This is a genomic window from Qipengyuania qiaonensis (assembly GCF_019711515.1).
Taxonomy (GTDB): domain Bacteria; phylum Pseudomonadota; class Alphaproteobacteria; order Sphingomonadales; family Sphingomonadaceae; genus Qipengyuania; species Qipengyuania qiaonensis.
The window spans coordinates 14,379-35,540 of sequence record NZ_JAIGNO010000012.1 but is presented as its reverse complement, the minus strand read 5'-3'; the positions used below and the strand labels follow the sequence as shown (position 1 = coordinate 35,540).

Genomic DNA, 21,162 nt, shown 5'->3' with positions numbered 1-21,162 from the left:
CATGCGCGCGGTGATCACAGGGAGATGCCATCTAAGCATAATGCCGATGGTCCGCAGTGCAAGCCGCGCCTACGTGCTTTGCAGCGATAGCGGAGTTGGCGCATGTTTTCACCGGGATCCCTTGCAAGTTCAATTGGCAACAACCCCTTGACGCTCGGGGCATTGATGCGCGCTCAAGCGCAACCTTTGGGCCTCGCGCTTGATGAAGTGCCACCTGCGGGCGGGGATGGTGCTCTGTCACCGGGCGAGGCGCGCCGCGTCGTAGCGGCTTTTCAGCAGCTCGTGGAGGCCAATGTGACATTGCTCGAGAGAGGTGCGCCGATGCCAGCTTACGATCGCGCCCGGCGAGAGAGGCTGGTCGAGGTGGGCCAGATGGCATTGCTGGCAAGGGATGTATACCTCGACCAAAGCGATCCGGCGCTGCTGCCCGAAGGTTTCAGCGCCCTTTCCGATGCGCAGGCCGAGCAGCGATTTCCTGACTTCGATGCGCGGCACGATGACTCGGGCTTCTATTCGCGGATTTACCACGATGCCAACACCAACACCTATGTCGTGGTCAACCGCGGAACCGATGACGGCCATGCCGTGACCGGAGTCCTCAACGGAACTCCCGATGGCAGGACCAACTGGGCCTTGGGTAATGGTAACAAGGCGCGGCAGGCGGATATTGCGATCGAGAACGCCCAAGCTGTTTCTAACGCCACGGGCGGTCGCGTGCGCTTTGTCGGCCATTCTCTTGGCGGCGCGCTCGCTTCTCTGCAAGCGGCCAGGTTTGACAAGCCTGCAACCGTGTTCAATCCGCTGGGCCTTCACGAAGACCTGTTTGCGGAGTATGGTGCCAGCCAAGCCGATTTCAGGCAGAATGTCCGATCCTATGTTGTTAGAGGAGACAGCGTGAACAGCTTCAACAACACCTGGGGACTGGAGACAGCGCCGGGCACCACGATGCTTGCACAGCGAAGCGACCCGCATGCAATGACTTCGATCATGATCGGCCTGTATCAGCGCTATAATCCGTGATTGGCAAATTCGCACTGCTTGGCCTTTTGATTGTACTGGGCCTGGGCCTGTCGGCTTGTGATGGAGTAATATCTGCGGCGATGAGCGACAATGACATGTGCCAGGCCAAGCAGAGCGAAGCGGAGCGTATTCAAGCCGCTTTGGGTCACGTTCCCGATGATCTTGCCCCATTGGGCGAAGCGGTGCTCTGCAATGATCTCGAAGAGGTGCAGCGATTGCTGGCGCAGGGCGCCGATCCCAACAAGCCGTCGGGGCGCGGAGGGTTTACCCCAGTGGTCGTCGCTTCCGCACTGCCACGGCACGAAATCCTGAAGACACTGCTCGCCAATGGCGGCGATCCTGACAGTTTCGACGAGGATTCCGGCGAGACGGCTTTGGTTTTTGCTTACTCGCAATGGGAGGAGCGCGATCATGGAAGGACATATGAAATCCTGCTTGATGCGGGAGCGGACGTAAATTTTGCTCCGCGCGGGACGAAAACTGTTGCGCACCGCATGTTGGCGCGGGGTGACTACAGAGCTTTCAGCGACTTGCTCGATCTGCGATACCGCAAGGATTTGCCGCGCCTGCTACGCATGACTGAAAATGACAATGTCCGGGACGACCGTATTCAAGACCACGCCGCGCTGGTGGCCAAGCTGAAAGCCATAATCGCCGAAGAGGGCTTGCAGAAGTGACAACGCGCCGCGCGCGGCAGTACATCGCACGGACGCTGCTCGAGCGCCGCGTGGATGCGTGGATCGCGGAGCGCAAGGCCGCGTAAGAGTATAGCCCTCTCCGGTGGTGATCGGAGAGGGCCTTGCCTGTCAGTCGGATTTGGCGGCAGGTTCCGCTTCGGGCAGCCAGCCGTTGCGCCCGATGCCGGTCGACAGCCCAAGTCGTCGCCATGCCCGCATCCCCAGCCACACCAGCAGGCCCAAGGGGACCAGCACGGCCAGCAGCACGATCAGCACGCTGATCATAGTGCCGAAGATACCGCCGAGCGAGTTCCAGGCGCTGCGGATCGGCTCTGCGAAACCGCCGGTGGCGGGCTTGCCGCTTTCGTAAGTGACGGTCATGTTCGAATAGGCGACCCGGCCGCGCATTTCCGTGAGCCAGCTTTGCGCCTGGTCGATCTCCTCGTTGACCTGTGCCACGCCGCGTTCGGCCTCGACCAGTTCGGCGACGGTGCCGCGCCGGTTGCGCAGCACGTCCATCAGCCGGTCGCGCAGCACGGTGCGGGCGCGCAGCCGGGCCTCGGTATCCACGATACGCTTGGACAGATCCTCGCCTTCGATGGACGAGGAGACCAGTTCGCCATCGACCTTGCCGCTCGCACTGGCGAGTTCCTTGCCGAAGGAGCGCGCATCGCGGGCTCGCACGGCGAGCGTCAGGCTGCCATAGGCATAATCGCCCTCGTTCTCCGCCTGATCCATGGAAATGATGCGGCAGGCATCCGGCCCCTTGGCCTCGCACATATCGGCATGGCGTTCCTGCAACGACCTGATCGCTTCGGATGGCAGGCGGAAGCCATAAGCATAGCGATAGGCGACCTGCGGCGTGCCGACGGGGATTTCACCCCCGCCGGAGATGGTTTCGGTTTCTATCTGGCTGCCTGAAGCAGATGAGGGAGGCGGAGGAGCCTCCATCGCCTGCCCCTCTATCGCGTAGGATGACGGCGCTTCGGCGATGTCCGCCGTGCTAATGGCCTCGGTCGTTTCGTTCTCGGCACCGCTGCACCCCGCAAGGACCAGCGTCGCAGCGGCTCCAGCCAGCAGAATTTTCTTCATCTCGAAATCCTCTCACCTTACCCACAATAACGTCGCCTTATTTTCGCCACAATATGAACACAATCAGAATTGCTTTGCAAGATAACGTTGCAACATAACGCATTTGCGCGAGTTTCATTCCCGCGGGATACTGCGACCAGATTTGACCTATCCAACAAATGCGGCGAGCTGGCTCCGCAATCCTACCTATGCAATTTTCGCCCAAGAATAGGTGACATTTCCCAGACTTCACTTACACTTACCGGATGAACCGATTCTTGTGGCTACTAGCGGCAACGGCTTGGACCTGGCCTACACTGGTACAGGCCCAGGATGATAAATCGCCCATTGTGGTCGAGGGTCAACGCGAGGGGAAGCCAAGCACCACGCAATCGGTGCGGGCGATAACCGAGTCTCAAGACGGCAATCTTGCACGCTTCGAAAGCCCGGTCTGCCCAGCCGTTGGCGGGTTGCCGCCCGGGATGGCGTCGGTCGTGGTGGACCTTATGCGCAAGGCCGTTGCCGCGGCGGACGTCGATCTTGCCAAGGAAGGCTGTGCTCCCAATCTCACCTTGATCGTGACCGATGACGGGCAGGCGCTCATTGCCGGTCTTGCCAAAGCTCATCCAAAGTTGTTCGGCCTGCTGAGCGCACTCGAGATGGACTCGCTCAGAAAAAGTCCCGGCCCTGCTTGGTCGTGGCACGTCACGCAACCCAAGCGTGCCGATGGAGCCCCGGTTGTGCGCGATGGGGCCGGTTCGCCGTCAGCCTTCGTCGTGCAAGGGGCTAAGTTGTCACGACTGGGTTCGCCGATCAGGCAGGAGGTCGATGCGGGGTTCGTGGTCCTCGACGTGGAGTCGATCGATGGGCTGACACTGAAGCAGATCGGCGATTTTGCCGTGATGCGCGCGCTCGTTCCAACACGCGATGCGCAGAACGAAAGGTTCGGTTACGACAGCATTCTCAATCTCTTCAAGGACGACGATACGCCTGAAGGTCTGACGCCGTTCGACCGTGAATACCTTGCTGCGGTCTACCGCGGCGGGAACGGTTTCACATACAACCAGAAGACGAAACAGATCGCGCAGGATGTGGAACGTGGCGAACAATCTGCGGATCTGGGCGACGATACGAACGGCACACCCTAGCGGTAACGATAGTGCGTCGCGATTTAACGGGTGGGATCAAGCTCCCTGCACGTTCGCGCTAAAGCAAAAAAGCCCCACCGCATCGCTGCGGCGGGGCCCTCGCTGTAACCGTTCTTGCGGGACTACGCAGCTTCGAGTTCGCTTTTCTCGACGTTTTCGCCCAGCTTCTCGATCAATGCCTTGCTGAATGCGGGAATATCGTCCGGCTTGCGGCTGGTGATGAGGTTGCCGTCTAGGGCGACTTCCCGATCCACCACATTGGCCCCGGCGTTTGTCAGATCGGTGCGGATCGAGGGCCAGCCGGTGACGGTCTTGCCATCGATCAGGCCTGCTTCGGCGAGCAGCCACGGAGCGTGGCAGATAGCCGCAATCGGCTTGCCGGCCATGCCAAATTCGCGAACGATCGCGACGGTGCGCTCGTTCATCCGCAATATGTCAGGGTTCATCTGGCCGCCCGGCAGAAGCAGGGCGTCGTAACCTTCGCAGCTTGCGATGCTGTCGACCGTCTTGTCGACCTTGATGGCATCGCCCCAGTCCTTATCCTTCCAGCCGCGGATCATGCCGCTTTCCAGGCTGACGATTTCCGTTTCGATGCCGGCCTTTTCGAGATTGGCCCTGGGCTTCTCCAGTTCGGACTGTTCGAACCCATCGGTGGCGAGGATCATTACGCGTTTGGTCATGGTGTGCCTCCTTGAGTTGGCGTTGCCTTTGCAATGCGTGGGGAAAGCGCGCCGTTCCGTTCTTCTAGCCGAGGCGTGGCGGTGATAGGGCAGGGCGTATGGCCGCTGACGACACGACTCTCGAACCTGAAAACGACCCCTTCGACGCAATCGTCGACGCCCCTTTCGATAGTGCCCTGTCGGAACGCTATCTCGTCTATGCGCTCTCCACGATCACCGCCCGATCGCTGCCCGATCTGCGCGACGGGCTGAAACCGGTTCACCGCCGGCTGCTGTGGGCGATGCGGCAGTTGAAGCTCGATCCGTCCAGCGCTTTCAAGAAATCGGCCCGTGTGGTGGGCGACGTGATCGGCAAGTACCACCCGCATGGCGATGCCTCGGTCTATGACGCGATGGTCCGGCTCGCGCAGGATTTCGCGCTGCGCTATCCGCTGGTCGAGGGTCAGGGCAATTTCGGCAATATCGACGGCGATAACGCTGCCGCCTATCGCTACACCGAAGCGCGCCTGACCAAGACTGCGCTGCGCCTGATGGAGGGGCTGGACGAGGGCACGGTCGAATTCATCCCGACCTATAATGGCGAGGAGCAGGAACCGGAGATTTTCCCCGGCCTGTTCCCCAACCTGCTGGCCAACGGCGCCAGCGGCATCGCGGTCGGCATGGCGACCAATATCCCGAGCCATAATGTCGCCGAGATCGTCGATGCGACGCTGGAAGTGATCGACAATCCGCATGTCGAACATGCGCGGCTGATGGAATTGTTCAAGGGTCCCGATTTCGCCACCGGCGGTATCGTTGCCGAGAGCGCCGAGACGGTCGCCGCCGCATACGAAACCGGGCGCGGCAGCTTCCGCGTGCGCGGGCGCTTCCATGCGGCCGAGGCCGACAAGGCGGAGGATCGCGAGGAGGGGATCGAGCGGCTGGGCGGCGGCCAGTGGCAGCTCGTCATCGGCGAAATCCCCTATCAGGTCCAGAAGGGCAAGCTGATCGAACAGATCGCGCAGGCGATCGCCGACCGGAAGCTGCCGATCCTGGAAGACGTGCGCGACGAGAGCGACGAGCAGATCCGCATCGTGCTGGTGCCGCGCAGCCGCAATGTCGATCCCGAACTGCTCAAGGAAAGCCTCTATAAGCTGACCGATCTGGAGACCCGTTTCGGGCTCAATCTCAACGTGCTCGACGCCAGCCGCACGCCGATGGTGATGGGGCTGAAGGAGCTGCTGAACAACTGGACCGCCAGCCAGATCGATATCCTCCAGCGCCGCAGCCAGCACCGGCTCGACCAGATTGCGCGGCGGCTGGAACTGGTCGAAGGCTATATCATCGCCTTCCTCAATCTCGACCGCGTGATCGAGATCATCCGTTACGAGGACGATTCCAAGGCAGTGATGATGGCCGAGTTCAGCCTGACCGACCGCCAGGCCGAGGCGATCCTCAACATGCGCCTGCGTAGTCTGCGCAAGCTGGAAGAAATGCAGCTTCGCCAGGAAAAGGACGACCTGCTCAAGGAGCAGGACGAGCTCGAAAAGCTGCTCGGCTCGCCCGCCCGCCAGCGCACGCGGCTGAAGCGCGATCTCAATGCGCTGCGCAAGGAATATGGCGAGGATACCGTGCTCGGCGCGCGCCGGACCAGCATCCAGGAAGCCGCTCCCGCGGTCGAATTCAGCATGGATGCGATGATCGAGAAGGAGCCGGTGACGGTGATTCTCTCGCAGAAGGGCTGGGTGCGCGGGGCCAAGGGCCACCTGCCGCTGGACCAGGATTTCAAGTACAAGGAAGGCGACGGCCCCGCTTTCGTGCTCCACGCGCAGACGACCGACAAGCTGCTGCTGGCGACCGACAAGGGCCGGTTCTTCACGCTGGGCGCCGACAAGCTGCCGGGCGCGCGGGGCTTCGGCGAACCATTGCGCAACACGCTCGATATCGATGCCAGCGCGCAGATCGTTGCGGTGATCGTCCACAAGCCCAAGCAACGCCTGCTGCTGGCCGCCGATACGGGCAAGGGCTTCGGGGCGGTTACCGACGACCTTCTCGCCGAAACGCGCAAGGGGCGGCAGGTCGTCAACCTCAAGGGCGATGCGAAGATGGTGGTCGCGCGCACGATCGAACCGGGGCACGACCATGTCGCCTGTGTCGGCGACAACCGCAAGCTGGTGGTCTTCAATCTCGAGGAACTGCCTGAACTCGCGCGCGGGCAGGGCGTGACGCTGCAGCGCTATCGCGATGGCGGGCTGTCCGATGCGACCACCTTCACGCTCGCGGAAGGCCTCAGCTGGACGATGGGCGGCAAGGAAGGCCGCACCCGGACCGAAGGCGAGATGTGGCAGTGGAAGGTCGCACGCGGCGGGGCCGGGCGGATGCCGCCACAAGGCTTCCCGCGGGACAACAGGTTTTGATTGTATTGTCGCTGCGGCCGCAAACCGGCAGCGGATATCGCTAGCTAGCCCAACGAAAAAGCCGAAAGCGATCGCTCGCTTCCGGCTTTTGTCGAAACCCGTCCAAGGGTAAGCGGATTATCCGCCGGCGCTGTCGGTGGCCGGCGCCGATGCGGCCATGGCAGCATCGATCTGGTCATTGGTCAGAAGGGCCATCAGTTCGCCGTTCGGGCCTGCGGCGAAATGTTCGCGCAGCAGAGTAACCTTCTTCATCTCGTCGCCACCGCGGGCGATGATGACATTGTCGCCATTGATCTCGAGCACAGTGCCGAGCGGCGCGTTCTTGGCAGTAACGGCATTTGCGCCGACAGTGAGGGCGGCGTCACGCTTGGCGACCGCTTCCTGCTGGGCGGCCTGAAGCATGCCGACGATCTGCGCCTTGGTGGCGTTGAGCGAGGTGCCCTTTTCGCCCGTGCCGAAAGCATTGGCCGGAACCGGCGCCTTCATGTCGTCGACGACGAGAATGACGGTTTCGCCCTGCACGGCTTCGACCGTACCGATTTCCACGCCGTCATTGCCGTAGACGGTGGCGCCTGCGGTAACGGCAGCCGAGGCTTCTTGCGCGACGGCGACGCCCGGGGCGACGGCAGCAGTGGCGGTGAGGGCGGCGGCGGCAAAAGCCAGCTTCGCGATTTTCATAGTGCAGCTCCAAGACTTGTTATTCGAAATATGCGGCCCCTTCGCGCGAACCGCGCGATTGAGCCGTCCAAACTGGAATGAGCGGGTGAGAATGGTGTTCCGTGCCACCCGCAAGTACCCTAAAGGGAACGTCGTCCCTATGTCACGGATTGCGTTTTTTGGCAACCGCGAGAGCCTTATGCTGCATTGCACCTTAAGCGAAGCTGAAGGTCGGGGAGAGTCCCCGTTCAGCGGGCGGCCAGTTCCTCGTCGAGCATTTCGTCGACCCGCGGGCGAGGGGGGAACTGTTCTTCCACCCAGCGATTTTCGATGCGCTGCAATATGCGGGCGACCTCGGGCCCCTTGCCGACACCGCGTGCCACGATCTCCCCGCCCTTGAGCGGGAAGGAGGGCGCTTCCCACCCGATTATCGCCGACGGATCGCTGCCGATGATGAGCAGGCGATCGATGGCGCAACTCTGTCCCACCTCGTAGGCAAGGCCGCGCGGCTGTTCGCCGTCTTTCGGACAGCGTCTCGCCACGCACATCAGCCGGTCGCGCTGGCCACGCGAAAGGCGTAGGCGTGCGGACACCGTCTCCGCCACCGGCACGATGGCCGGCAGAAGTGCGGCCATCCGGCGCATGGGGTCGGGCGCGATACCTGCGGCTGTCTCGGCCGGGATCAGCCGGGCAAGCTGTTCGACCTCGCGCCTGCCGCTTTCGGGCAGGACTTCCTGCAAGACGCCCAGTTCGCGCATTTTCGCGATGGTTGCCGACGGATCGGGCAAGGCCAGAAGGTTCTGCAATTCCCAACCGACCCGTTCGCGGCTCAGGCCCTTCAATGTCGGGGCGAGGGCGCTGCAGGCTCCGGTCGCTTCCGCGTCCCAGCTATCGCCGAAGCGCGTGGCGAAGCGAAAATAGCGCAATATCCGGAGGTGATCCTCCCTGATCCGGGTTTGCGCATCGCCGATGAAGCGGACGCGCCTGGCGGCAAGGTCGTCGAGCCCGCCGAAATAGTCGCTGATTTCCAGAGTCTTGGGATGCGCATAGAGCGCGTTGATGGTGAAATCGCGCCGCGCCGCATCGTCACTCCAGTCCGTCGAGAAAGCGATCGTCGCGCGTCTCCCGTCGGTTGCAACATCGCGGCGCAAGGTTGTGATTTCGACATTGCCATCCTCGAATATGGCTGTGACCGTGCCGTGATCTATCCCGGTGGGTACGATGCGGATGCCCGCATCCTTGCACCGATCGATGACCGTGGCGGGCAGGTGCCGCGTCGCCGCATCGATATCGTTTGCCTGGTAACCCAGCAGCGTATCGCGCACGCAGCCGCCGACCCAGCGGATGTCTTCCGCCCCCAGTGCGCCGACCAGTTTCGCAAGGCTGTCGCGCTGCGTCCACCGGGTGTCTGGCAGCCGCGCCGTCATCCGCGCGCCTCGAGCCATGCAATGCGGCGCGACAGATTCCAGCAGATCGCCGCCGTCACACCCCAGATGCGGTAGCCTTCGTGATCCATCTCGAGATATTCGCGCATCGCCCCTTTCCAGAAGACCTCGTTGCGGCTCCATTGCGACGCATCCATCAGCTTGTCGAGCGGGCATTCGAACCAGCTTTCGACCTCGCGCGGATCGGGGCGGACCGGCAAGTCGCGCGGGACGGTGGCCAGAACGGGCGTGATATCGAAGCCTGTACCCGTCTGATAGCGATCGGTCGTGCCGATGACCCGCACCCGTTCGGGTTCGATGTGCAGTTCCTCCCACGCCTCGCGCAAGGCCCCGGTTACCGCATCTTCCCCGTCTTCGAGCTTGCCGCCGGGAAAGGCGACCTGCCCCGGATGGTCGCGCATGGTCCGCGGGCGCTGGGTCAGCAGGACCGTGGGATCGGGCTGTTCGGTCACCGCGATCAACACGGCAGCATCGGCAGTGCGGTCGAGATCCGCGAACCGGCTGTCGGACATGAGCTGGCCCACATCGCGCGCATGGCCCTGCTCGAATAGCTGCGCGAGACGGTCGAAAGTCGCGCTCATGCAGGGATTAGCGAGTATGTTTCGCCGCCGCTCGCAACCGTCCAGTCATCGCCGCGCGCCAGCGCGATGCGGGCGAGCTGTTCGTAGGTCGAGCGGTTGAGCCGCGCTTCGCAGCCGCGGCGGACATGGACATAGATCGCGGGCTGGTCCGCGTCGCCCGCCGCGCGGATCGGGTTGTTAGGCCCGGCCACGACCAACTCGTCGGTGTTGAGGCGGAAAGCGAGATCGCCTTCGATTTCGCTGACATCGGTGGCGACGAAGCAGGCATCCTCCACCTCGATGGAGAGTTTCTGATACGGCACGACCAGCCAGTAGCTGCCGTCACTCTCGCGGTTCAGCAGGCCGGAGAAAGCGCGCACCATGCCGGGCCGCCCGATCCGCGATCCTTCGTGATACCAGGTCCCGTCCGCCGCGATGCGCATATGGCTGTCGTCGACATTGTCGGGCGACCATTGTTCGACCGGGGGCAGTTTGCGCTCGGCGACCGCCTCCGCGATCTGGGCGAGCGACATTCCGGCAAGTTCGGGGGGCGGGGTATAGGGCATAGTCGCCAAGGCCGATGCCAGATCGAACCTACTTCGCCAAGCTCCACGGGCCGAGCATGCCTTCGACGGGCAGGATTGCCGGATTGCCCGCGCGGGCGAGCAGGCGATGCTTTTCGAACGGGCCGGGGCAGTGCCATCCTGCGGTATGGGCGGCGGTGAAGTCCCAGCGGTCGTAGTAATCGGGATCGCCGATCATCACCTGCGGCAAGGGAGCCGCGCCATCGTCGAACCCCGCATCGATCGCGCCCAGGCTGGCGGCCATCAGCGCCTTGCCGAACCCTTCGCCCTGCCGCCCGGGCATGACCGCGACCGGGCCGACCATGATCATCGGATGCCCGCGGCCCTGCGGATCGGTCAGCGCGACCGGCCACAACTGGATTGTGCCAGCGAGGTAATCGTCATCGTCCAGCGCGGCGAAGCTCAACCCCTCCAGCGGGGTCATACCCTCGCGGATACGATAGGCGGTGCGTGCGTGGCGTCCTTCGCCGAAGGCTGCATCGAGCAGATCTTCGACCAGTTGCGGGTCGATTGCGGAGAGGGGAACGAGCGTCGCCATAAGGGCGCGCCGATTAGGGCGCACCGCAGGCCAAGTCGATCAAATTCGCCTTAGCCGGGGCGAAGTTCGAGCAGTCGCCCGCCATCGCCGTCTTCGAGCACCCACAACGCCCCGTCCGGACCTTCGACGATCTGGCGAATGCGCTCGCCCATATCGTATCGCGCCGCTTCGCTCGCGGTGTCGCCATCGATCGCAACGCGCACCAACCCTTCGCTCTGGAGGCCGGCGATCAGCAGGTCGCCCGCCAGCCCGTTGAACAGCGTGCCGGAATAGAAGATCATGTTCCCCGGCGCGATGACCGGCGACCAGCTGATGGCAGGCTGGGCGAAACCGTCGTCGGGAGAATGGTCGGGAATATCGTCGCCATTATAGTGGTTGCCATTGGAGCGTTCGGGCCAGCCGTAATTCGCCCCGCGCGCCACCAGGTTCAGTTCGTCTCCGCCCGCGGGTCCGTGCTCGACTTCCCACAAACGGCCCTGTGCGTCGAAATCCATGCCGAGGATATTGCGATGGCCCCAGGACCAGATTTGGTTGGAGGGGCTGCCGTTATCCGCCAGCGGATTGCCGCTGGCCGGTGTGCCGTCGAGGTTGAGCCGGACGATGGTGCCCAGCGTATTCGTGGTATCCTGCGCCGGGGTGAGCTTCTGCCTGTCGCCGCTGGCGACGAACATGTGGCTTTCGTCCGGGCTGAAGGCGATACGATGCGAATAATGGCCGCGCCCGGTGACCTTGGGCGTCTGGCGCCAGATCACGTTCATGCCTTCGATGCTGCAGGTGCCGGCCTGCTGGCAAACGAGCTGCCCGCGCCCGACCACCGCGCCGCGCATGTCGCCGCTGCCCGCTTCGGCCCAAGTAAGATAGATCGTGCGCCGACCCACGGTCTGCGCGCTTTCCGAAGGCAAAAAGGCGACTTCGCCCAGGCCGCCCTGGCCGCCGTAATCCACCTGCGGCAATCCGCTGACCGTGATGAGCCGATCGCTGGACGTGTCGAAGATCTTCGCCGTGCCCGCCTTTTCGGTGATGAACAGCATCTCCGTGCCCGGAATGAAGGCGGAGGCCCAGGGTTCGGCGAAGCTGCCGTGTTCGGCAATCGCGAACGTGCCGTTCCATTCGCCCGCGGCGGGGGGCGTGGTCGATGTCGCGATCGGCGTCGGCTGGCTATCCCCCGATCCGGTGCTGCCGCAGCTTGATGCCAGCAGCAGGGGCGATAAGGTGACGGCAAGGATCGAGGTCTTTTTCATGCTTAGTGCAACTCCCGAAAGAGGACTTGGTGCCGCGCCGCTGGTTGTGGGCGTGGATGAGGCCGGACGCGGCCCCCTCGCAGGCCCGGTTGTCGCAGCAGCCGTGGTACTGTGCAAGCCTTGTCCGGAGGGGCTGGACGATTCCAAACGGCTCTCGGTCAGAAAGCGCGCGGCACTGGAGCCGGAAATTCGCGCGCGCTGCGCCTGGGGGCTCGCGGTGGTCGAGCCCGAGGAGATCGACCGGATCAACATATTCGCCGCCACCATGCTCGCGATGACGCAGGCCGTCACCCGTCTGGTCGAGGCGCTGGGCCGCGAGCCGGAAGCGGTCCTGATCGACGGCAACATGACGCCCCATGGCCGCCACCCCGGCTGGCGCTGGGCCGATGCCCGCCCGATCGTCGGCGGCGACGGCAAGGAGCAATGCATCGGCGCCGCCAGCATCCTGGCAAAAGAATATCGCGACCGGCTGATGCGCGACGCGGCCGAAGCGCACCCGCATTACGGGTGGGAGCGCAATGCGGGATACGGTACGGCCGAGCATCTGGCCGCGCTGCGCATGCATGGCCCCACACCGCTCCACCGCCGGAGCTTTGCGCCGGTGGCGCAGCTAGTGCTGATCTAGGGGCCGGTTCGCTAGGCTGGGCCCCAGAGCCGTTCCAGTACCAGTGCCCACCATTTCGTATTCGCCATAGCCAGCCCAGCGACGATTCCCGCCATTATCGCCAGGCCGCCCAGCAGGCTTGCCGGATGAACGCGGCGGGTCTGGGCAAGATCGCGGCCCGCTGGCGCAAATGCCACGGCGAGGACCACGGGAATCGCTCCAGCAATTCCTATCCCGAGCACTTCTGCAAGCCTGGCGATCGCTGGAGGCGTCAACGCTGCCCCGGAAAGGAGCATCAGTCGCTGATGGGCACCTATGGAGGGAGGCGAGCGGCGGATGGCCAGTAAAGCCACACCGTAGAAGATCGCAAAATTCAGCAAGATGAAAATGTCGACTGCCGGCGTGAAGACATCGCTACGAACCAGATAACTTTGCCGGATCATCGAGATGCCGCCGATCAGAACGCCAGCAGCCAGCAGTGGGCTGAAGCGGCCGATGGTTCGATGTACTGTCTCGTGGGAGGCAGCGATCAGGAGTGGCTGCCCGATAAGCAGAGCGAACCACGCCAGCATAATGAGCGCGTGGACGTGATGTAACCAGACGGTCTGGCCGGCGATTTCGGGATATTTCGCCATGAAAGACCCGAAGCCGACCAGAACGATCAGCAATAGGGCAATGGCGAACCCGACCGAAAAACGCGCCAGATCGTGCAGATCGCGATAGCCCACTGATTTTCCCCCAGAAAGCGGACGACCATCGATAATCGCTCGACGACGATCCGATGGCAAGCGAGATTGCGGTCAATGAGCCGTCGGGCGAGTCCTCCGCGCCACACCCCACCATATTGAGTCCGCTGGCCGCGCTGCGCACGCATGGCCCCACACCGCTCCATCGGCGGAGCTTTGCGCCGGTGGCGCAGGCCGATCTGTTGATGGATGGCGTAGGCTAGGAATCGCCGGCATCGCGCTCGGCCGCTCGCGCCGCCGCCTTGGCGGTCTCGATCTTCTCGCGCTGCTGGACCACGGCGCGGGCCTGGTCGGCAAGCGCCTGCCATGTCGCCTTGGACCGCAGCGCCCGTTCGCGGACATTGTCCAGCGTGGCGGCCTTGGCCTCGGCTGCGGATTCGGCGGCACGCGCCGAGTAGAACTCGTAGGAAGGGTTGGCCATCGATCGGCTCCGTCGCTGTTGCGAGATACCGCGCGCACCGCTCGAAAGCGGCGACGCACGGCACGGCAGATCAATCGGCAGCGGACAGGTTGATCGCGCTGGCCTTGCCGTTGCGGCCGGTCTCGATTTCGTAGTTAAGGCGCTGGTCCTTATCGAGGGTCTGCATGCCGGCGGCCTGCACTGCGCTGATGTGGACGAAGCTGTCGTCCGAACCGTCGTCGGGCTGGATGAAGCCATAGCCCTTGTCGGTGTTGAAGAACTTGACTGTTCCGGTCTTGCTCATGATGGTTCCTTTCAAGAACGCATGGGGTTGCCCCGCCGCGACATGCGGCGTGGTCGTGCTTAAAATCGTCCGATGAAAGGAAGTCGTCGTCTGGTTTGCACCGGGGCCGTTCACGGCAGGCGGCGGTCGTCAAATTCGAAGTCCGTCGCAAATTTCGACGTCAGCCCGAACGGCCTAGCACGAGCAGCCCTGCCTGCCTAACGATTAATCGCTGCCTGCGTAGAGTCTTCGAGGCCACACCCCACCATATTGAGTCCGCAGATTCCACGCGGACTCAATATCTTGTGTGGGACACCTTCTGTTCTCTCTGCGAAACCCGATATTAACCATGATCCCATAGGTTTTTCGCACTTGACCGTGGGTTCGTTTGGACTCACCCTGTGGATAACTTAGGACAGGGACGGACATTATGGGGGTCATCGAGACCACGAAGAACCGCGCAAAAGCGGTTGTAAAGACGGCTGAAACGCCGAAAGAGCTGCTGCCACTGGGCCGCATCCTCGATGGCGACTGCGTGGAAGCGATGCGCAGCCTGCCCGACGCCAGCATCGACCTCGTCTTTGCCGATCCGCCCTACAACCTCCAGCTCGGCGGCGATCTGAACCGGCCCGATGGCAGCCATGTCGATGCGGTGACCGATCACTGGGACCAGTTCGACAGCTTTGCGCTGTACGACCAGTTCACCCGCGACTGGCTGATCGAGGCCAAACGCGTGCTCAAGCCCGATGGCGCGCTATGGGTGATCGGCAGCTATCACAACATCTACCGCGTCGGCGCGATCCTGCAGGATCTCGGCTTCTGGATTCTCAACGACATCGTCTGGCGCAAGTCGAACCCCATGCCCAATTTCAAGGGTACGCGCTTCACCAATGCGCATGAGACGCTGCTGTGGTGCAGCCAGGGCGAGAAGGCGAAATACCATTTCAACTACCGCGCGATGAAGACGCTGAACGACGAATTGCAGATGCGCAGCGACTGGGTCCTGCCGATCTGCAACGGGGCGGAGCGGCTGAAAGAGGGCGGCCACAAGGTCCACCCGACGCAGAAGCCCGAAGCGCTGCTCTACCGCGTGTTGCTCTCGACCACCGAGCGCGGCGACGTGGTGCTCGATCCCTTCTTCGGCACCGGCACCACCGGCGCGGTGGCCAAGCGCCTGGGCCGCGAATGGATCGGCTGCGAGCGCGAAGGGAACTACTGCGAGGCCGCGCTGAAGCGGATCGAAAAGGAACTTCCGCTGGACGAAAGCGCGCTGACCACCATGCAGAGCGCGAAAGCCGCCCCCAAGGTCGCCTTCGGGGCGCTGGTGGAAAACGGCTTCATCAAGCCCGGCACCGAAGTGTTCGACAAGAAGCGCCGCTGGATCGCGACCGTGCGGGCGGACGGGTCCTTGGCGTATGGCAAGCAAGCCGGCAGCATCCACGGCCTCGGCAAGGACCTCCAGGGCGCACCGAGCTGCAACGGCTGGACCTTCTGGCATTACGAGAATGGCGGAGAGGTGAAACCGATCAACGCGGCACGGCAGCTCTATCTGCTGGCGGTGGAGGATTGATGCCACGCGGGCAGTTTTCGCTAAGAGTTTACTAACAGGTCGTATAGCCTCCACCGGCCTCGCGCGGGCCGGATCGGCAAGTATATTGGCAGACAGATGAAACAGGACACTATCGGCAGCCAAGTCCTCGCGTTCCTTGCTGGCAATCTGCTCGATCCCACCCCGTTCAACTACCGCTTCGGCTATCTCTATCTCACCCGGACGAGCAAGGTGATCGCGCAGGAAGCCGACACCTATATCGATGCCGGCCTGCGCATGACGCAGGAAGCGGTTGCCGAGATCATGCACAAGTTCGCCCAGGTCTCCGAAGACCCGGCGGAACGGATCGCCGCGCGCGACGAGGCGCTCGAAATGTTCCTCGACGCCGCGGGCGAGCTGGCGCGCGAAACCCAGCGGCAGGCGGGCGATATGGGGCGCGACATCGCCGAGGAAAGCGAGGCGATCCGCAAGGGGGCCGAGGGCGAGGATCTCAAGACCGCGATCCGCCACATCGTCGACCGCGCCGATCAGGCCGAACGCGAACTCGCCAATTCATCCAACCGGATCGACCGGCTCCAGCGCGATCTCGACGAGGCGCGCAACAAGGCGCTGGTCGACGAGCTGACCGGCATCGCCAATCGCCGCGCCGCCCGTTCGACGATCCAGGATCTCGAAATCAGCAAGGTCCGCTATTGCCTCGCGATCATCGATATCGACCATTTCAAGTCGATCAACGACACCTATGGCCACCCAGTGGGCGACCGGGCGCTGAAACTGGTCGCCGGGGCGCTGGAGGAATCGCTCGCCCCCTGGCCCGTCGCGCGCTGGGGCGGGGAGGAGTTCCTGGTGATCGCGGAAGTGCCCGATCCGGCCAGGCTGGCCGAGAAGGTGCAGGCTGCAAAGGACGACCTCGCCGAACGCAAGCTGAAGCTGCGCGAGACCGACGAGCCGATGAACCCGATCACCTTCTCGGCCGGAGTGGCGGGAAGCCTGGCCACCAGCGAACAGACCCTGCGACGCGCGGACAATGCACTCTACGAAGCGAAGAAAGGCGGCCGGAACACCGTACTGATCGCGCCCGAGAAGGGGCGCGTGGGGGATGGGGGGTGAGAGGCTGGAGGCGAGTGCGAATAATTGCTCGTTGGCATGCGGTGAGCGGGCTGTCCTACAACTTTCCTTCTCGCTATCCCACGTGCATGTCCATCTCCCCGCGCACCCAGATCGATCGAACGCATGCGCTCGCAATACGCTCATCGACAACGTTTCGCCCAAGCCGACCGTTTTTTGTGCTTGGACAGTGTAACACCCGGTCCATGTCTCCGTCTCCAGCCGAGTTTCCCGAATGAGCGACAGCATCTATATCCGCCCCATCGGCCTGGTCCCCGGCCCGCAGAGCGAGCATGGCAATGCGATTCGCCTCGCGGGCGGCATGGTCTATGCGAGCCGCTTTGCCGTGATCCTGCGCCGCGACGGGCAGATTGCCGAGCGCTGGCTGGCCGCGCCCGATACCATGGCGCAGGTGCTGGGGCAGTTGCCGGAAGAATGCGGAGCCGAAGCCGAGGCGCAGTGGGCCAATCTCACCCTCGCGCATCCGCCGCTGGAACTGGGTGCGCGCACGGTGCGGTTCGATCAGCCGCAGGTGATGGGCATCCTCAACGTCACGTCCGACAGCTTCAGCGATGGCGGCACGTTCCTCGACGATCGCGAGGCGGGCCGGGACCATGCCGCGGCCATGGTCGAGGCGGGCGCGGCCATCATCGATGTGGGCGGGGAAAGCACGCGGCCCGGGGCCAAACCCTTGTGGGAAGGGGACGAGATCGAGCGGGTCGTCCCCGCGATCGAGGCCTGCGCGGGCATGGGCGCCGCCGTCAGCGTGGACACGCGCAAGGCGGCGGTGATGGAAGCCGCGCTTGCGGCAGGCGCGCATCTAATCAACGACGTCTCCGGCCTTGCCCACGATCCGCGCTCCGCCGAGGTGGTCGCGGCGGCAGGATGCCCGGTGGCGTTGATGCATGCGCCGGGTGCTGCGGGCGAAGACCTCCACGCGGGCGCGGATTACGGCAATGTGGTGTTCGACGTGTTCGATGCCTTGCGGGCGCGGCGCGATGCGGCGCTCGCCGCGGGGATCGCGGCGGGCAACATCCTGCTCGATCCCGGCATCGGTTTCGGCAAGAGCCTGGCGGACAATCTGGCGCTGATCAACGCGCTGCCGCTGTTCCATGCGCTCGGCCACCCGCTGCTGCTCGGCGTCAGTCGCAAGCGAATGATCGGCGCGCTCTCGCACGAGGCGGAGGTCGGCGAACGGCTCGGTGGCAGCATTGCCCTGGCGGTGAAGGGAATGGATGCGGGCGTGCAGTTGGTGCGCGTCCACGATGTCGCGGAAACCGTGCAGGCCCGCAATGTCTGGCGCGGCCTGCGCGACGCGGCACTGACCGACTTTGCGGACCTGCCGGGATGAGACGCCTCAGGCGTTCTCTTCGATATAGGTCTCGGGATCCTTCTCCTTGCGCTCGTAATCGGCCGAGTGCTTGGCTTCGAAGCCGAGATACTGGATGCCGAGCTTGATGCGCTCTTCTATCGGCACGTGGCGGCGGAAGTCGGTCAGGCCCTGACGCTCTTCCTCGGACATGTGCTTGGAGTTCTGGAGGTTGCACTGGTCGACGCACTTCCACCACTCGTCGGAGCCGGGCTCGTGCTCGCCCGCGGCCTCGCCCGCTTCGGCGATCTTGTTGTGGTCGCCGATCGCGTCCTCGGTCGTGTCCTCGGAGCTGTCCGAATCGAGCGCGCCTTCGCCGAGCTTCAGAAGGGTGGGGTAGAAATACAGCTCCTCCGCCTCGGCATGCGCCTCCAGAAAGTGCTTGAGGCGGGTGAAGATGCGGTCGAGCGCCTGCTTGTCGCCGCGCGCCTCGTCGAGCGCGGAGAACATGCGGCGTTGCTGGTCGTGGTCGGCGAGAATGCAGTCGACGATATCCATGGGAAGGCCCCTTCGCGCGATAGTGTATGAACCGGTAACGGCAGGGGACGCCGCCCGGTTCCCCTTTCGGGATCAGAGCGAGTAGCCTCCGTCGCTCGTCAGCGCGGCGCCGGTGATGGTGGCAGCGGCGTCGGACAGGAGAAAGCCGATCTGCGCCGCGATCTCGTCGGCGCTGGCGTAGCGCCCCAGGGGCGTGGCCATGGCGGCCATTGCATCGAGCGCGGCCTGCCGGTCGCCGCCATGCTCGGCGACGAGGTCGCGGAAGAAGGGGGTCTGGTCCCAGATCGGCGTGTCGACACCGCCCGGGGCGATGGCATTGACGCGCAGACCGCGCCCCGCGCCTTCCTTTGCGGCGACCCGGGCAAGCTGCATGACACCGGCCTTGGACGCGCCATAGGCGGCGGTGCCGGGCTCCGCCTTCACGCCCGAGATCGATGCGGTCAGCACGATGCTGCCCGCCCCGGTCATCGCGCGCATGGCGGCTTGCAAAGAGAGGAAGGCGCCATCGAGGTTGACGCCCAGCACCCGGCGCCACTCGGCGAAGTCGAGCTCGGCGATCGGGCCACCCGATGCCACGCCTGCATTGAGTACGGCATAGTCCAGCCGGCCGATATCGTCGGCGGCATCGCCCCAGAACTGCGGATCGGAGACATCGCCGACAAGTCGCTCGACAGCGCAGTCGGCCTCGAAAGCATCGAGCGCGGTGGCATCGATATCGGTCAGGATCAGCCTGCCGATCCCGCGATCCGCAAGCCAGCGCGCGCAGGCGGCGCCGATGCCGGAGCCTGCGCCGGTGACGAGAGCGGAGCGATCGGTAAACTCGGAAGTATCGGTCATGCGCGACCGGATAGGGCGGTCAGGCCGCGTCGTCGATACCCAGTTCGGCGAGCTTGCGGTACAGCGTCGAACGGCCGATGCCGAGGCGCCGGGCCACTTCGGTCATGCGTCCGCGATAGTGACCGATGGCAAGGCGAATGACATCGGCCTCGATCTCCTCGAGCGGCCGGACATTGCCGTCTTCGGTATAGAGCAGCACGCCGAGGCCGCGCGCCCGGCTCTCGCCGCGGTCGGCCTTGTCGCCGATCAGTTCGGCAAGCTGGGGGAAACTGTGCGCTGTCAGCGCCTCGCGCTGTTCGAAAACGCAGGCGCGGAACAAGGCGGCCTGCAGCTGCCGGACGTTCCCCGGCCAGTCATAGGCTTCAAGCAGGCTGAGAGCGCTGTCGGCAATCGAATGGTGCTTCAGGCCCGGTCGCTCGCCGATCAGGCTGAGGAAATAGCGCGTAAGGGCAGGAATGTCCCCAAGGCGCTCGCGCAGCGCCGGTATCCGGATACGGGTGGCCGAAAGCTGGTCGAGAAGGTCGGACGAAAATTCGCCTTTCGCGACCAGTTCGTCGAGGGCGAGATCGCTGGAGGCGATGATCCGCACGTCGATCTTGAACCCGTGCGTCGCGCCGGTCGGGCGGACGATGCCGCTGGTGAGCACTTCGGCAAGCCGCTGCTGCTGTTCGGCCGGCAGGCGATCGATGTCGTCGAGGATCAGCGTGCCCCCGTCGCAATGCTCGATCAGGCCGGTCTGGCGATCGAACGCGCCGGGAAATGCGCCCTTTTCGTGGCCGAACAGCAACGATTCGAGCGAGGCCGGCGGCATGCCCGCGCAATGCACCACACGCATCACGGCTTTGGCCCGAGTGCTGGCGGCGTGCATGGCCCGGGTAAGCATGTCCTTGCCCGTGCCGCGCTCTCCTTCGACAAGGACGTGCGCATGGCCGCGAGCGGCGGTCGCGGCCTTGGCGAGCGCGGTTCTGAAGAGAGCCGCAGAGCCGACCATCGCGTCGAAATCGACGGGATGAGACAGCTTTTCCGACAATGGCTGGAGTTCGGCATCCGGGTATCCGAGAGGCGTTATCCTGCCAAGCGCGCGAAGCAGCCGATTGGGGCCCACCGGTTTGATCAGATAGTCGCTTGCGCCCGCGCGCAAAGCTTCCACGGCGAGAAGCGGCGAGTTGCTGGCGGTGAGAATGACGAGCGGCGTTTCCGGACGCGCCGCACGCAAATCGCGAATCAAGTCGCAGGTCGCGTCGCCCGCAACCCATTGGTCGAGCAGTACCGCATGGATCTCGCTGCCTTCGGGCGAGGCGAGCATATCGAGCGCGTCTTTACCGCTGGCGCACGTCACAACGCGCCAGCCTGCCCGCGCGGCGAGCGCGGACACCGGCCGACTTTGCGCCGGCTCGTCGTCGATCAGCATCAGCAGGCGCGCTTCCGGTGTCGCCATGTGGTTCGCAATGCTCCCTCGGTCCACGGACATGACAGCACATCCGCCTGCAATTGCTCTATCCGACTTGGGTTAATTGCCAATTAAGGCTGTTCCAAGGGATGAGGGGGCAACAGCGGGCTTGAGCGCCGCGCACCTCCGCGATAGATCAAGCGAGATATCAAATTCCAGATGAGGACACAAAAAATGGATTCCGCCAACGACATGAAGGCGCACAGCAAAACCTACGGCTCGTTCATCGGCATGCTCAAATGGTCGGTTCCTCTCATCGCCATCATCACCCTGTTGGTCGTCATTCTGATCTCCGACTAAGC

General features: G+C 63.8%; 24 protein-coding genes. 10 read left to right on the top strand and 14 right to left on the bottom strand.

All coding sequences use genetic code 11. The annotated features are described in order from the left end of the window. Window positions 1–165: 165 nt before the first annotated feature. Window positions 166–1,020, top strand: coding sequence for a lipase family protein (locus K3174_RS14290; RefSeq protein WP_221559810.1), 855 nt, complete (start codon window positions 166–168; stop codon window positions 1,018–1,020). A gap of 80 nt (window positions 1,021–1,100) precedes the next feature. Next, window positions 1,101–1,697: an ankyrin repeat domain-containing protein gene (locus K3174_RS14285; RefSeq protein WP_221559808.1), complete on the top strand. Its 597-nt coding sequence runs from the start codon at window positions 1,101–1,103 to the stop codon at window positions 1,695–1,697. Window positions 1,698–1,826: 129 nt separating this feature from the next. Here the strand turns inward: K3174_RS14285 and K3174_RS14280 are convergent, their stop codons facing one another. Next, window positions 1,827–2,789 (bottom strand): DUF4349 domain-containing protein, encoded by a 963-nt coding sequence (locus K3174_RS14280; RefSeq protein ID WP_221559806.1) that lies wholly within the window; start codon window positions 2,787–2,789, stop codon window positions 1,827–1,829. Window positions 2,790–3,274: 485 nt separating this feature from the next. Between K3174_RS14280 and K3174_RS14275 the strand changes: the two genes are divergently transcribed. Next, complete coding sequence (locus tag K3174_RS14275) at window positions 3,275–3,916, top strand: hypothetical protein (RefSeq protein ID WP_221559804.1); 642 nt, start codon at window positions 3,275–3,277, stop codon at window positions 3,914–3,916. 122 nt (window positions 3,917–4,038) lie between these two features. Here K3174_RS14275 and K3174_RS14270 read toward each other — a convergent pair whose 3' ends face one another. Continuing rightward, window positions 4,039–4,596 (bottom strand): type 1 glutamine amidotransferase domain-containing protein, encoded by a 558-nt coding sequence (locus K3174_RS14270; protein ID WP_221559802.1) that lies wholly within the window; start codon window positions 4,594–4,596, stop codon window positions 4,039–4,041. 98 nt (window positions 4,597–4,694) lie between these two features. Between K3174_RS14270 and parC the strand changes: the two genes are divergently transcribed. After that, window positions 4,695–6,992, top strand: coding sequence for a DNA topoisomerase IV subunit A (gene parC / locus K3174_RS14265; RefSeq protein ID WP_221559799.1), 2,298 nt, complete (start codon window positions 4,695–4,697; stop codon window positions 6,990–6,992). Between the two features lie 117 nt (window positions 6,993–7,109). Here parC and K3174_RS14260 read toward each other — a convergent pair whose 3' ends face one another. The 6 genes from K3174_RS14260 to K3174_RS14235 all read right to left on the bottom strand — a co-directional run bounded on the left by K3174_RS14260 (window position 7,110) and on the right by K3174_RS14235 (window position 12,017). Then, window positions 7,110–7,670, bottom strand: a complete 561-nt coding sequence (locus K3174_RS14260) for an NADH-quinone oxidoreductase subunit E (RefSeq protein WP_221559798.1) — start codon at window positions 7,668–7,670, stop codon at window positions 7,110–7,112. A 227-nt stretch (window positions 7,671–7,897) separates the two neighbouring features. Continuing rightward, the gene (locus tag K3174_RS14255; RefSeq protein WP_221559795.1) at window positions 7,898–9,076 is read right to left on the bottom strand and encodes a CCA tRNA nucleotidyltransferase; all 1,179 of its coding nucleotides are present in this window, start codon (window positions 9,074–9,076) and stop codon (window positions 7,898–7,900) included. Further along, window positions 9,073–9,675 carry a CoA pyrophosphatase gene (locus K3174_RS14250; protein WP_221559794.1) on the bottom strand — a complete coding sequence of 201 codons (603 nt, stop codon included), beginning with the start codon at window positions 9,673–9,675 and terminating at the stop codon, window positions 9,073–9,075. Before K3174_RS14250 ends, K3174_RS14255 begins: the two co-directional genes overlap by 4 nt. Beyond that, a complete protein-coding gene (locus K3174_RS14245; RefSeq protein ID WP_221559885.1) occupies window positions 9,672–10,220 on the bottom strand; it encodes a DUF1285 domain-containing protein in 549 nt (182 codons plus the stop codon). Before K3174_RS14245 ends, K3174_RS14250 begins: the two co-directional genes overlap by 4 nt. 28 nt (window positions 10,221–10,248) lie before the next feature. After that, entirely contained in the window at window positions 10,249–10,776 is a 528-nt protein-coding gene (locus tag K3174_RS14240) for a GNAT family N-acetyltransferase (RefSeq protein WP_221559792.1), read from the bottom strand. Window positions 10,777–10,826: 50 nt separating this feature from the next. Beyond that, window positions 10,827–12,017 (bottom strand): PQQ-dependent sugar dehydrogenase, encoded by a 1,191-nt coding sequence (locus tag K3174_RS14235; RefSeq protein ID WP_221559789.1) that lies wholly within the window; start codon window positions 12,015–12,017, stop codon window positions 10,827–10,829. Here K3174_RS14235 and K3174_RS14230 point away from each other — a divergent pair. Next, entirely contained in the window at window positions 12,016–12,642 is a 627-nt protein-coding gene (locus K3174_RS14230; RefSeq protein WP_221559787.1) for a ribonuclease HII, read from the top strand. The two genes, K3174_RS14235 and K3174_RS14230, sit on opposite strands and share 2 nt — an antisense overlap. 11 nt (window positions 12,643–12,653) lie before the next feature. Here K3174_RS14230 and K3174_RS14225 read toward each other — a convergent pair whose 3' ends face one another. Further along, entirely contained in the window at window positions 12,654–13,349 is a 696-nt protein-coding gene (locus K3174_RS14225) for a hypothetical protein (RefSeq protein WP_221559785.1), read from the bottom strand. 53 nt (window positions 13,350–13,402) lie between these two features. On the opposite strand from K3174_RS14225, the gene K3174_RS14220 reads away from it, so the two are divergent. Next, on the top strand, window positions 13,403–13,570 hold the full coding sequence (locus K3174_RS14220; protein ID WP_221559891.1) for a hypothetical protein: 168 nt from the start codon (window positions 13,403–13,405) through the stop codon (window positions 13,568–13,570). On the opposite strand, the gene K3174_RS14215 is transcribed toward K3174_RS14220, so the two are convergent. Continuing rightward, a complete protein-coding gene (locus K3174_RS14215; protein ID WP_221559783.1) occupies window positions 13,567–13,788 on the bottom strand; it encodes a hypothetical protein in 222 nt (73 codons plus the stop codon). The two genes, K3174_RS14220 and K3174_RS14215, sit on opposite strands and share 4 nt — an antisense overlap. Window positions 13,789–13,858: 70 nt before the next feature. Beyond that, on the bottom strand, window positions 13,859–14,071 hold the full coding sequence (locus K3174_RS14210) for a cold-shock protein (RefSeq protein WP_221559779.1): 213 nt from the start codon (window positions 14,069–14,071) through the stop codon (window positions 13,859–13,861). A 409-nt stretch (window positions 14,072–14,480) separates the two neighbouring features. Between K3174_RS14210 and K3174_RS14205 the strand changes: the two genes are divergently transcribed. The 3 genes from K3174_RS14205 to folP all read left to right on the top strand — a co-directional run bounded on the left by K3174_RS14205 (window position 14,481) and on the right by folP (window position 18,057). Continuing rightward, window positions 14,481–15,620, top strand: coding sequence for a site-specific DNA-methyltransferase (locus tag K3174_RS14205; RefSeq protein ID WP_221559777.1), 1,140 nt, complete (start codon window positions 14,481–14,483; stop codon window positions 15,618–15,620). Window positions 15,621–15,716: 96 nt separating this feature from the next. Next, window positions 15,717–16,709, top strand: coding sequence for a GGDEF domain-containing protein (locus tag K3174_RS14200; RefSeq protein WP_221559775.1), 993 nt, complete (start codon window positions 15,717–15,719; stop codon window positions 16,707–16,709). Window positions 16,710–16,941: 232 nt separating this feature from the next. Next, window positions 16,942–18,057, top strand: a complete 1,116-nt coding sequence (gene folP / locus K3174_RS14195; RefSeq protein WP_221559774.1) for a dihydropteroate synthase — start codon at window positions 16,942–16,944, stop codon at window positions 18,055–18,057. A gap of 6 nt (window positions 18,058–18,063) precedes the next feature. Here the strand turns inward: folP and K3174_RS14190 are convergent, their stop codons facing one another. The 3 genes from K3174_RS14190 to K3174_RS14180 all read right to left on the bottom strand — a co-directional run bounded on the left by K3174_RS14190 (window position 18,064) and on the right by K3174_RS14180 (window position 20,848). Then, on the bottom strand, window positions 18,064–18,573 hold the full coding sequence (locus K3174_RS14190) for a hemerythrin domain-containing protein (RefSeq protein ID WP_221559772.1): 510 nt from the start codon (window positions 18,571–18,573) through the stop codon (window positions 18,064–18,066). Window positions 18,574–18,645: 72 nt separating this feature from the next. Continuing rightward, on the bottom strand, window positions 18,646–19,410 hold the full coding sequence (locus tag K3174_RS14185; RefSeq protein ID WP_221559770.1) for an SDR family NAD(P)-dependent oxidoreductase: 765 nt from the start codon (window positions 19,408–19,410) through the stop codon (window positions 18,646–18,648). A 19-nt stretch (window positions 19,411–19,429) separates the two neighbouring features. Further along, window positions 19,430–20,848: a sigma-54-dependent transcriptional regulator gene (locus K3174_RS14180; RefSeq protein ID WP_221559768.1), complete on the bottom strand. Its 1,419-nt coding sequence runs from the start codon at window positions 20,846–20,848 to the stop codon at window positions 19,430–19,432. Between the two features lie 186 nt (window positions 20,849–21,034). Here K3174_RS14180 and K3174_RS14175 point away from each other — a divergent pair, with 186 nt between their 5' ends. Next, the gene (locus tag K3174_RS14175) at window positions 21,035–21,160 is read left to right on the top strand and encodes an aa3-type cytochrome c oxidase subunit IV (protein WP_221559765.1); all 126 of its coding nucleotides are present in this window, start codon (window positions 21,035–21,037) and stop codon (window positions 21,158–21,160) included. Window positions 21,161–21,162: the final 2 nt, after the last annotated feature.

What these genes read in the sequence shown, in the direction of transcription:
- K3174_RS14290 (WP_221559810.1), top strand. Translation starts at nt 166, where the DNA reads ATGCGCGCTCAAGCGCAACCTTTGGGCCTCGCGCTTGATGAAGTGCCA.
- K3174_RS14285 (WP_221559808.1), top strand. Translation starts at nt 1,101, where the DNA reads ATGAGCGACAATGACATGTGCCAGGCCAAGCAGAGCGAAGCGGAGCGT.
- K3174_RS14280 (WP_221559806.1), bottom strand. Translation starts at nt 2,789, where the DNA reads ATGAAGAAAATTCTGCTGGCTGGAGCCGCTGCGACGCTGGTCCTTGCG.
- K3174_RS14275 (WP_221559804.1), top strand. Translation starts at nt 3,275, where the DNA reads ATGCGCAAGGCCGTTGCCGCGGCGGACGTCGATCTTGCCAAGGAAGGC.
- K3174_RS14270 (WP_221559802.1), bottom strand. Translation starts at nt 4,596, where the DNA reads ATGACCAAACGCGTAATGATCCTCGCCACCGATGGGTTCGAACAGTCC.
- parC (WP_221559799.1), top strand. Translation starts at nt 4,695, where the DNA reads ATGGCCGCTGACGACACGACTCTCGAACCTGAAAACGACCCCTTCGAC.
- K3174_RS14260 (WP_221559798.1), bottom strand. Translation starts at nt 7,670, where the DNA reads ATGAAAATCGCGAAGCTGGCTTTTGCCGCCGCCGCCCTCACCGCCACT.
- K3174_RS14255 (WP_221559795.1), bottom strand. Translation starts at nt 9,076, where the DNA reads ATGACGGCGCGGCTGCCAGACACCCGGTGGACGCAGCGCGACAGCCTT.
- K3174_RS14250 (WP_221559794.1), bottom strand. Translation starts at nt 9,675, where the DNA reads ATGAGCGCGACTTTCGACCGTCTCGCGCAGCTATTCGAGCAGGGCCAT.
- K3174_RS14245 (WP_221559885.1), bottom strand. Translation starts at nt 10,220, where the DNA reads ATGCCCTATACCCCGCCCCCCGAACTTGCCGGAATGTCGCTCGCCCAG.
- K3174_RS14240 (WP_221559792.1), bottom strand. Translation starts at nt 10,776, where the DNA reads ATGGCGACGCTCGTTCCCCTCTCCGCAATCGACCCGCAACTGGTCGAA.
- K3174_RS14230 (WP_221559787.1), top strand. Translation starts at nt 12,016, where the DNA reads ATGCTTAGTGCAACTCCCGAAAGAGGACTTGGTGCCGCGCCGCTGGTT.
- K3174_RS14235 (WP_221559789.1), bottom strand. Translation starts at nt 12,017, where the DNA reads ATGAAAAAGACCTCGATCCTTGCCGTCACCTTATCGCCCCTGCTGCTG.
- K3174_RS14220 (WP_221559891.1), top strand. Translation starts at nt 13,403, where the DNA reads ATGGCAAGCGAGATTGCGGTCAATGAGCCGTCGGGCGAGTCCTCCGCG.
- K3174_RS14215 (WP_221559783.1), bottom strand. Translation starts at nt 13,788, where the DNA reads ATGGCCAACCCTTCCTACGAGTTCTACTCGGCGCGTGCCGCCGAATCC.
- K3174_RS14210 (WP_221559779.1), bottom strand. Translation starts at nt 14,071, where the DNA reads ATGAGCAAGACCGGAACAGTCAAGTTCTTCAACACCGACAAGGGCTAT.
- K3174_RS14205 (WP_221559777.1), top strand. Translation starts at nt 14,481, where the DNA reads ATGGGGGTCATCGAGACCACGAAGAACCGCGCAAAAGCGGTTGTAAAG.
- K3174_RS14200 (WP_221559775.1), top strand. Translation starts at nt 15,717, where the DNA reads ATGAAACAGGACACTATCGGCAGCCAAGTCCTCGCGTTCCTTGCTGGC.
- folP (WP_221559774.1), top strand. Translation starts at nt 16,942, where the DNA reads ATGAGCGACAGCATCTATATCCGCCCCATCGGCCTGGTCCCCGGCCCG.
- K3174_RS14190 (WP_221559772.1), bottom strand. Translation starts at nt 18,573, where the DNA reads ATGGATATCGTCGACTGCATTCTCGCCGACCACGACCAGCAACGCCGC.
- K3174_RS14185 (WP_221559770.1), bottom strand. Translation starts at nt 19,410, where the DNA reads ATGACCGATACTTCCGAGTTTACCGATCGCTCCGCTCTCGTCACCGGC.
- K3174_RS14180 (WP_221559768.1), bottom strand. Translation starts at nt 20,848, where the DNA reads ATGGCGACACCGGAAGCGCGCCTGCTGATGCTGATCGACGACGAGCCG.
- K3174_RS14175 (WP_221559765.1), top strand. Translation starts at nt 21,035, where the DNA reads ATGGATTCCGCCAACGACATGAAGGCGCACAGCAAAACCTACGGCTCG.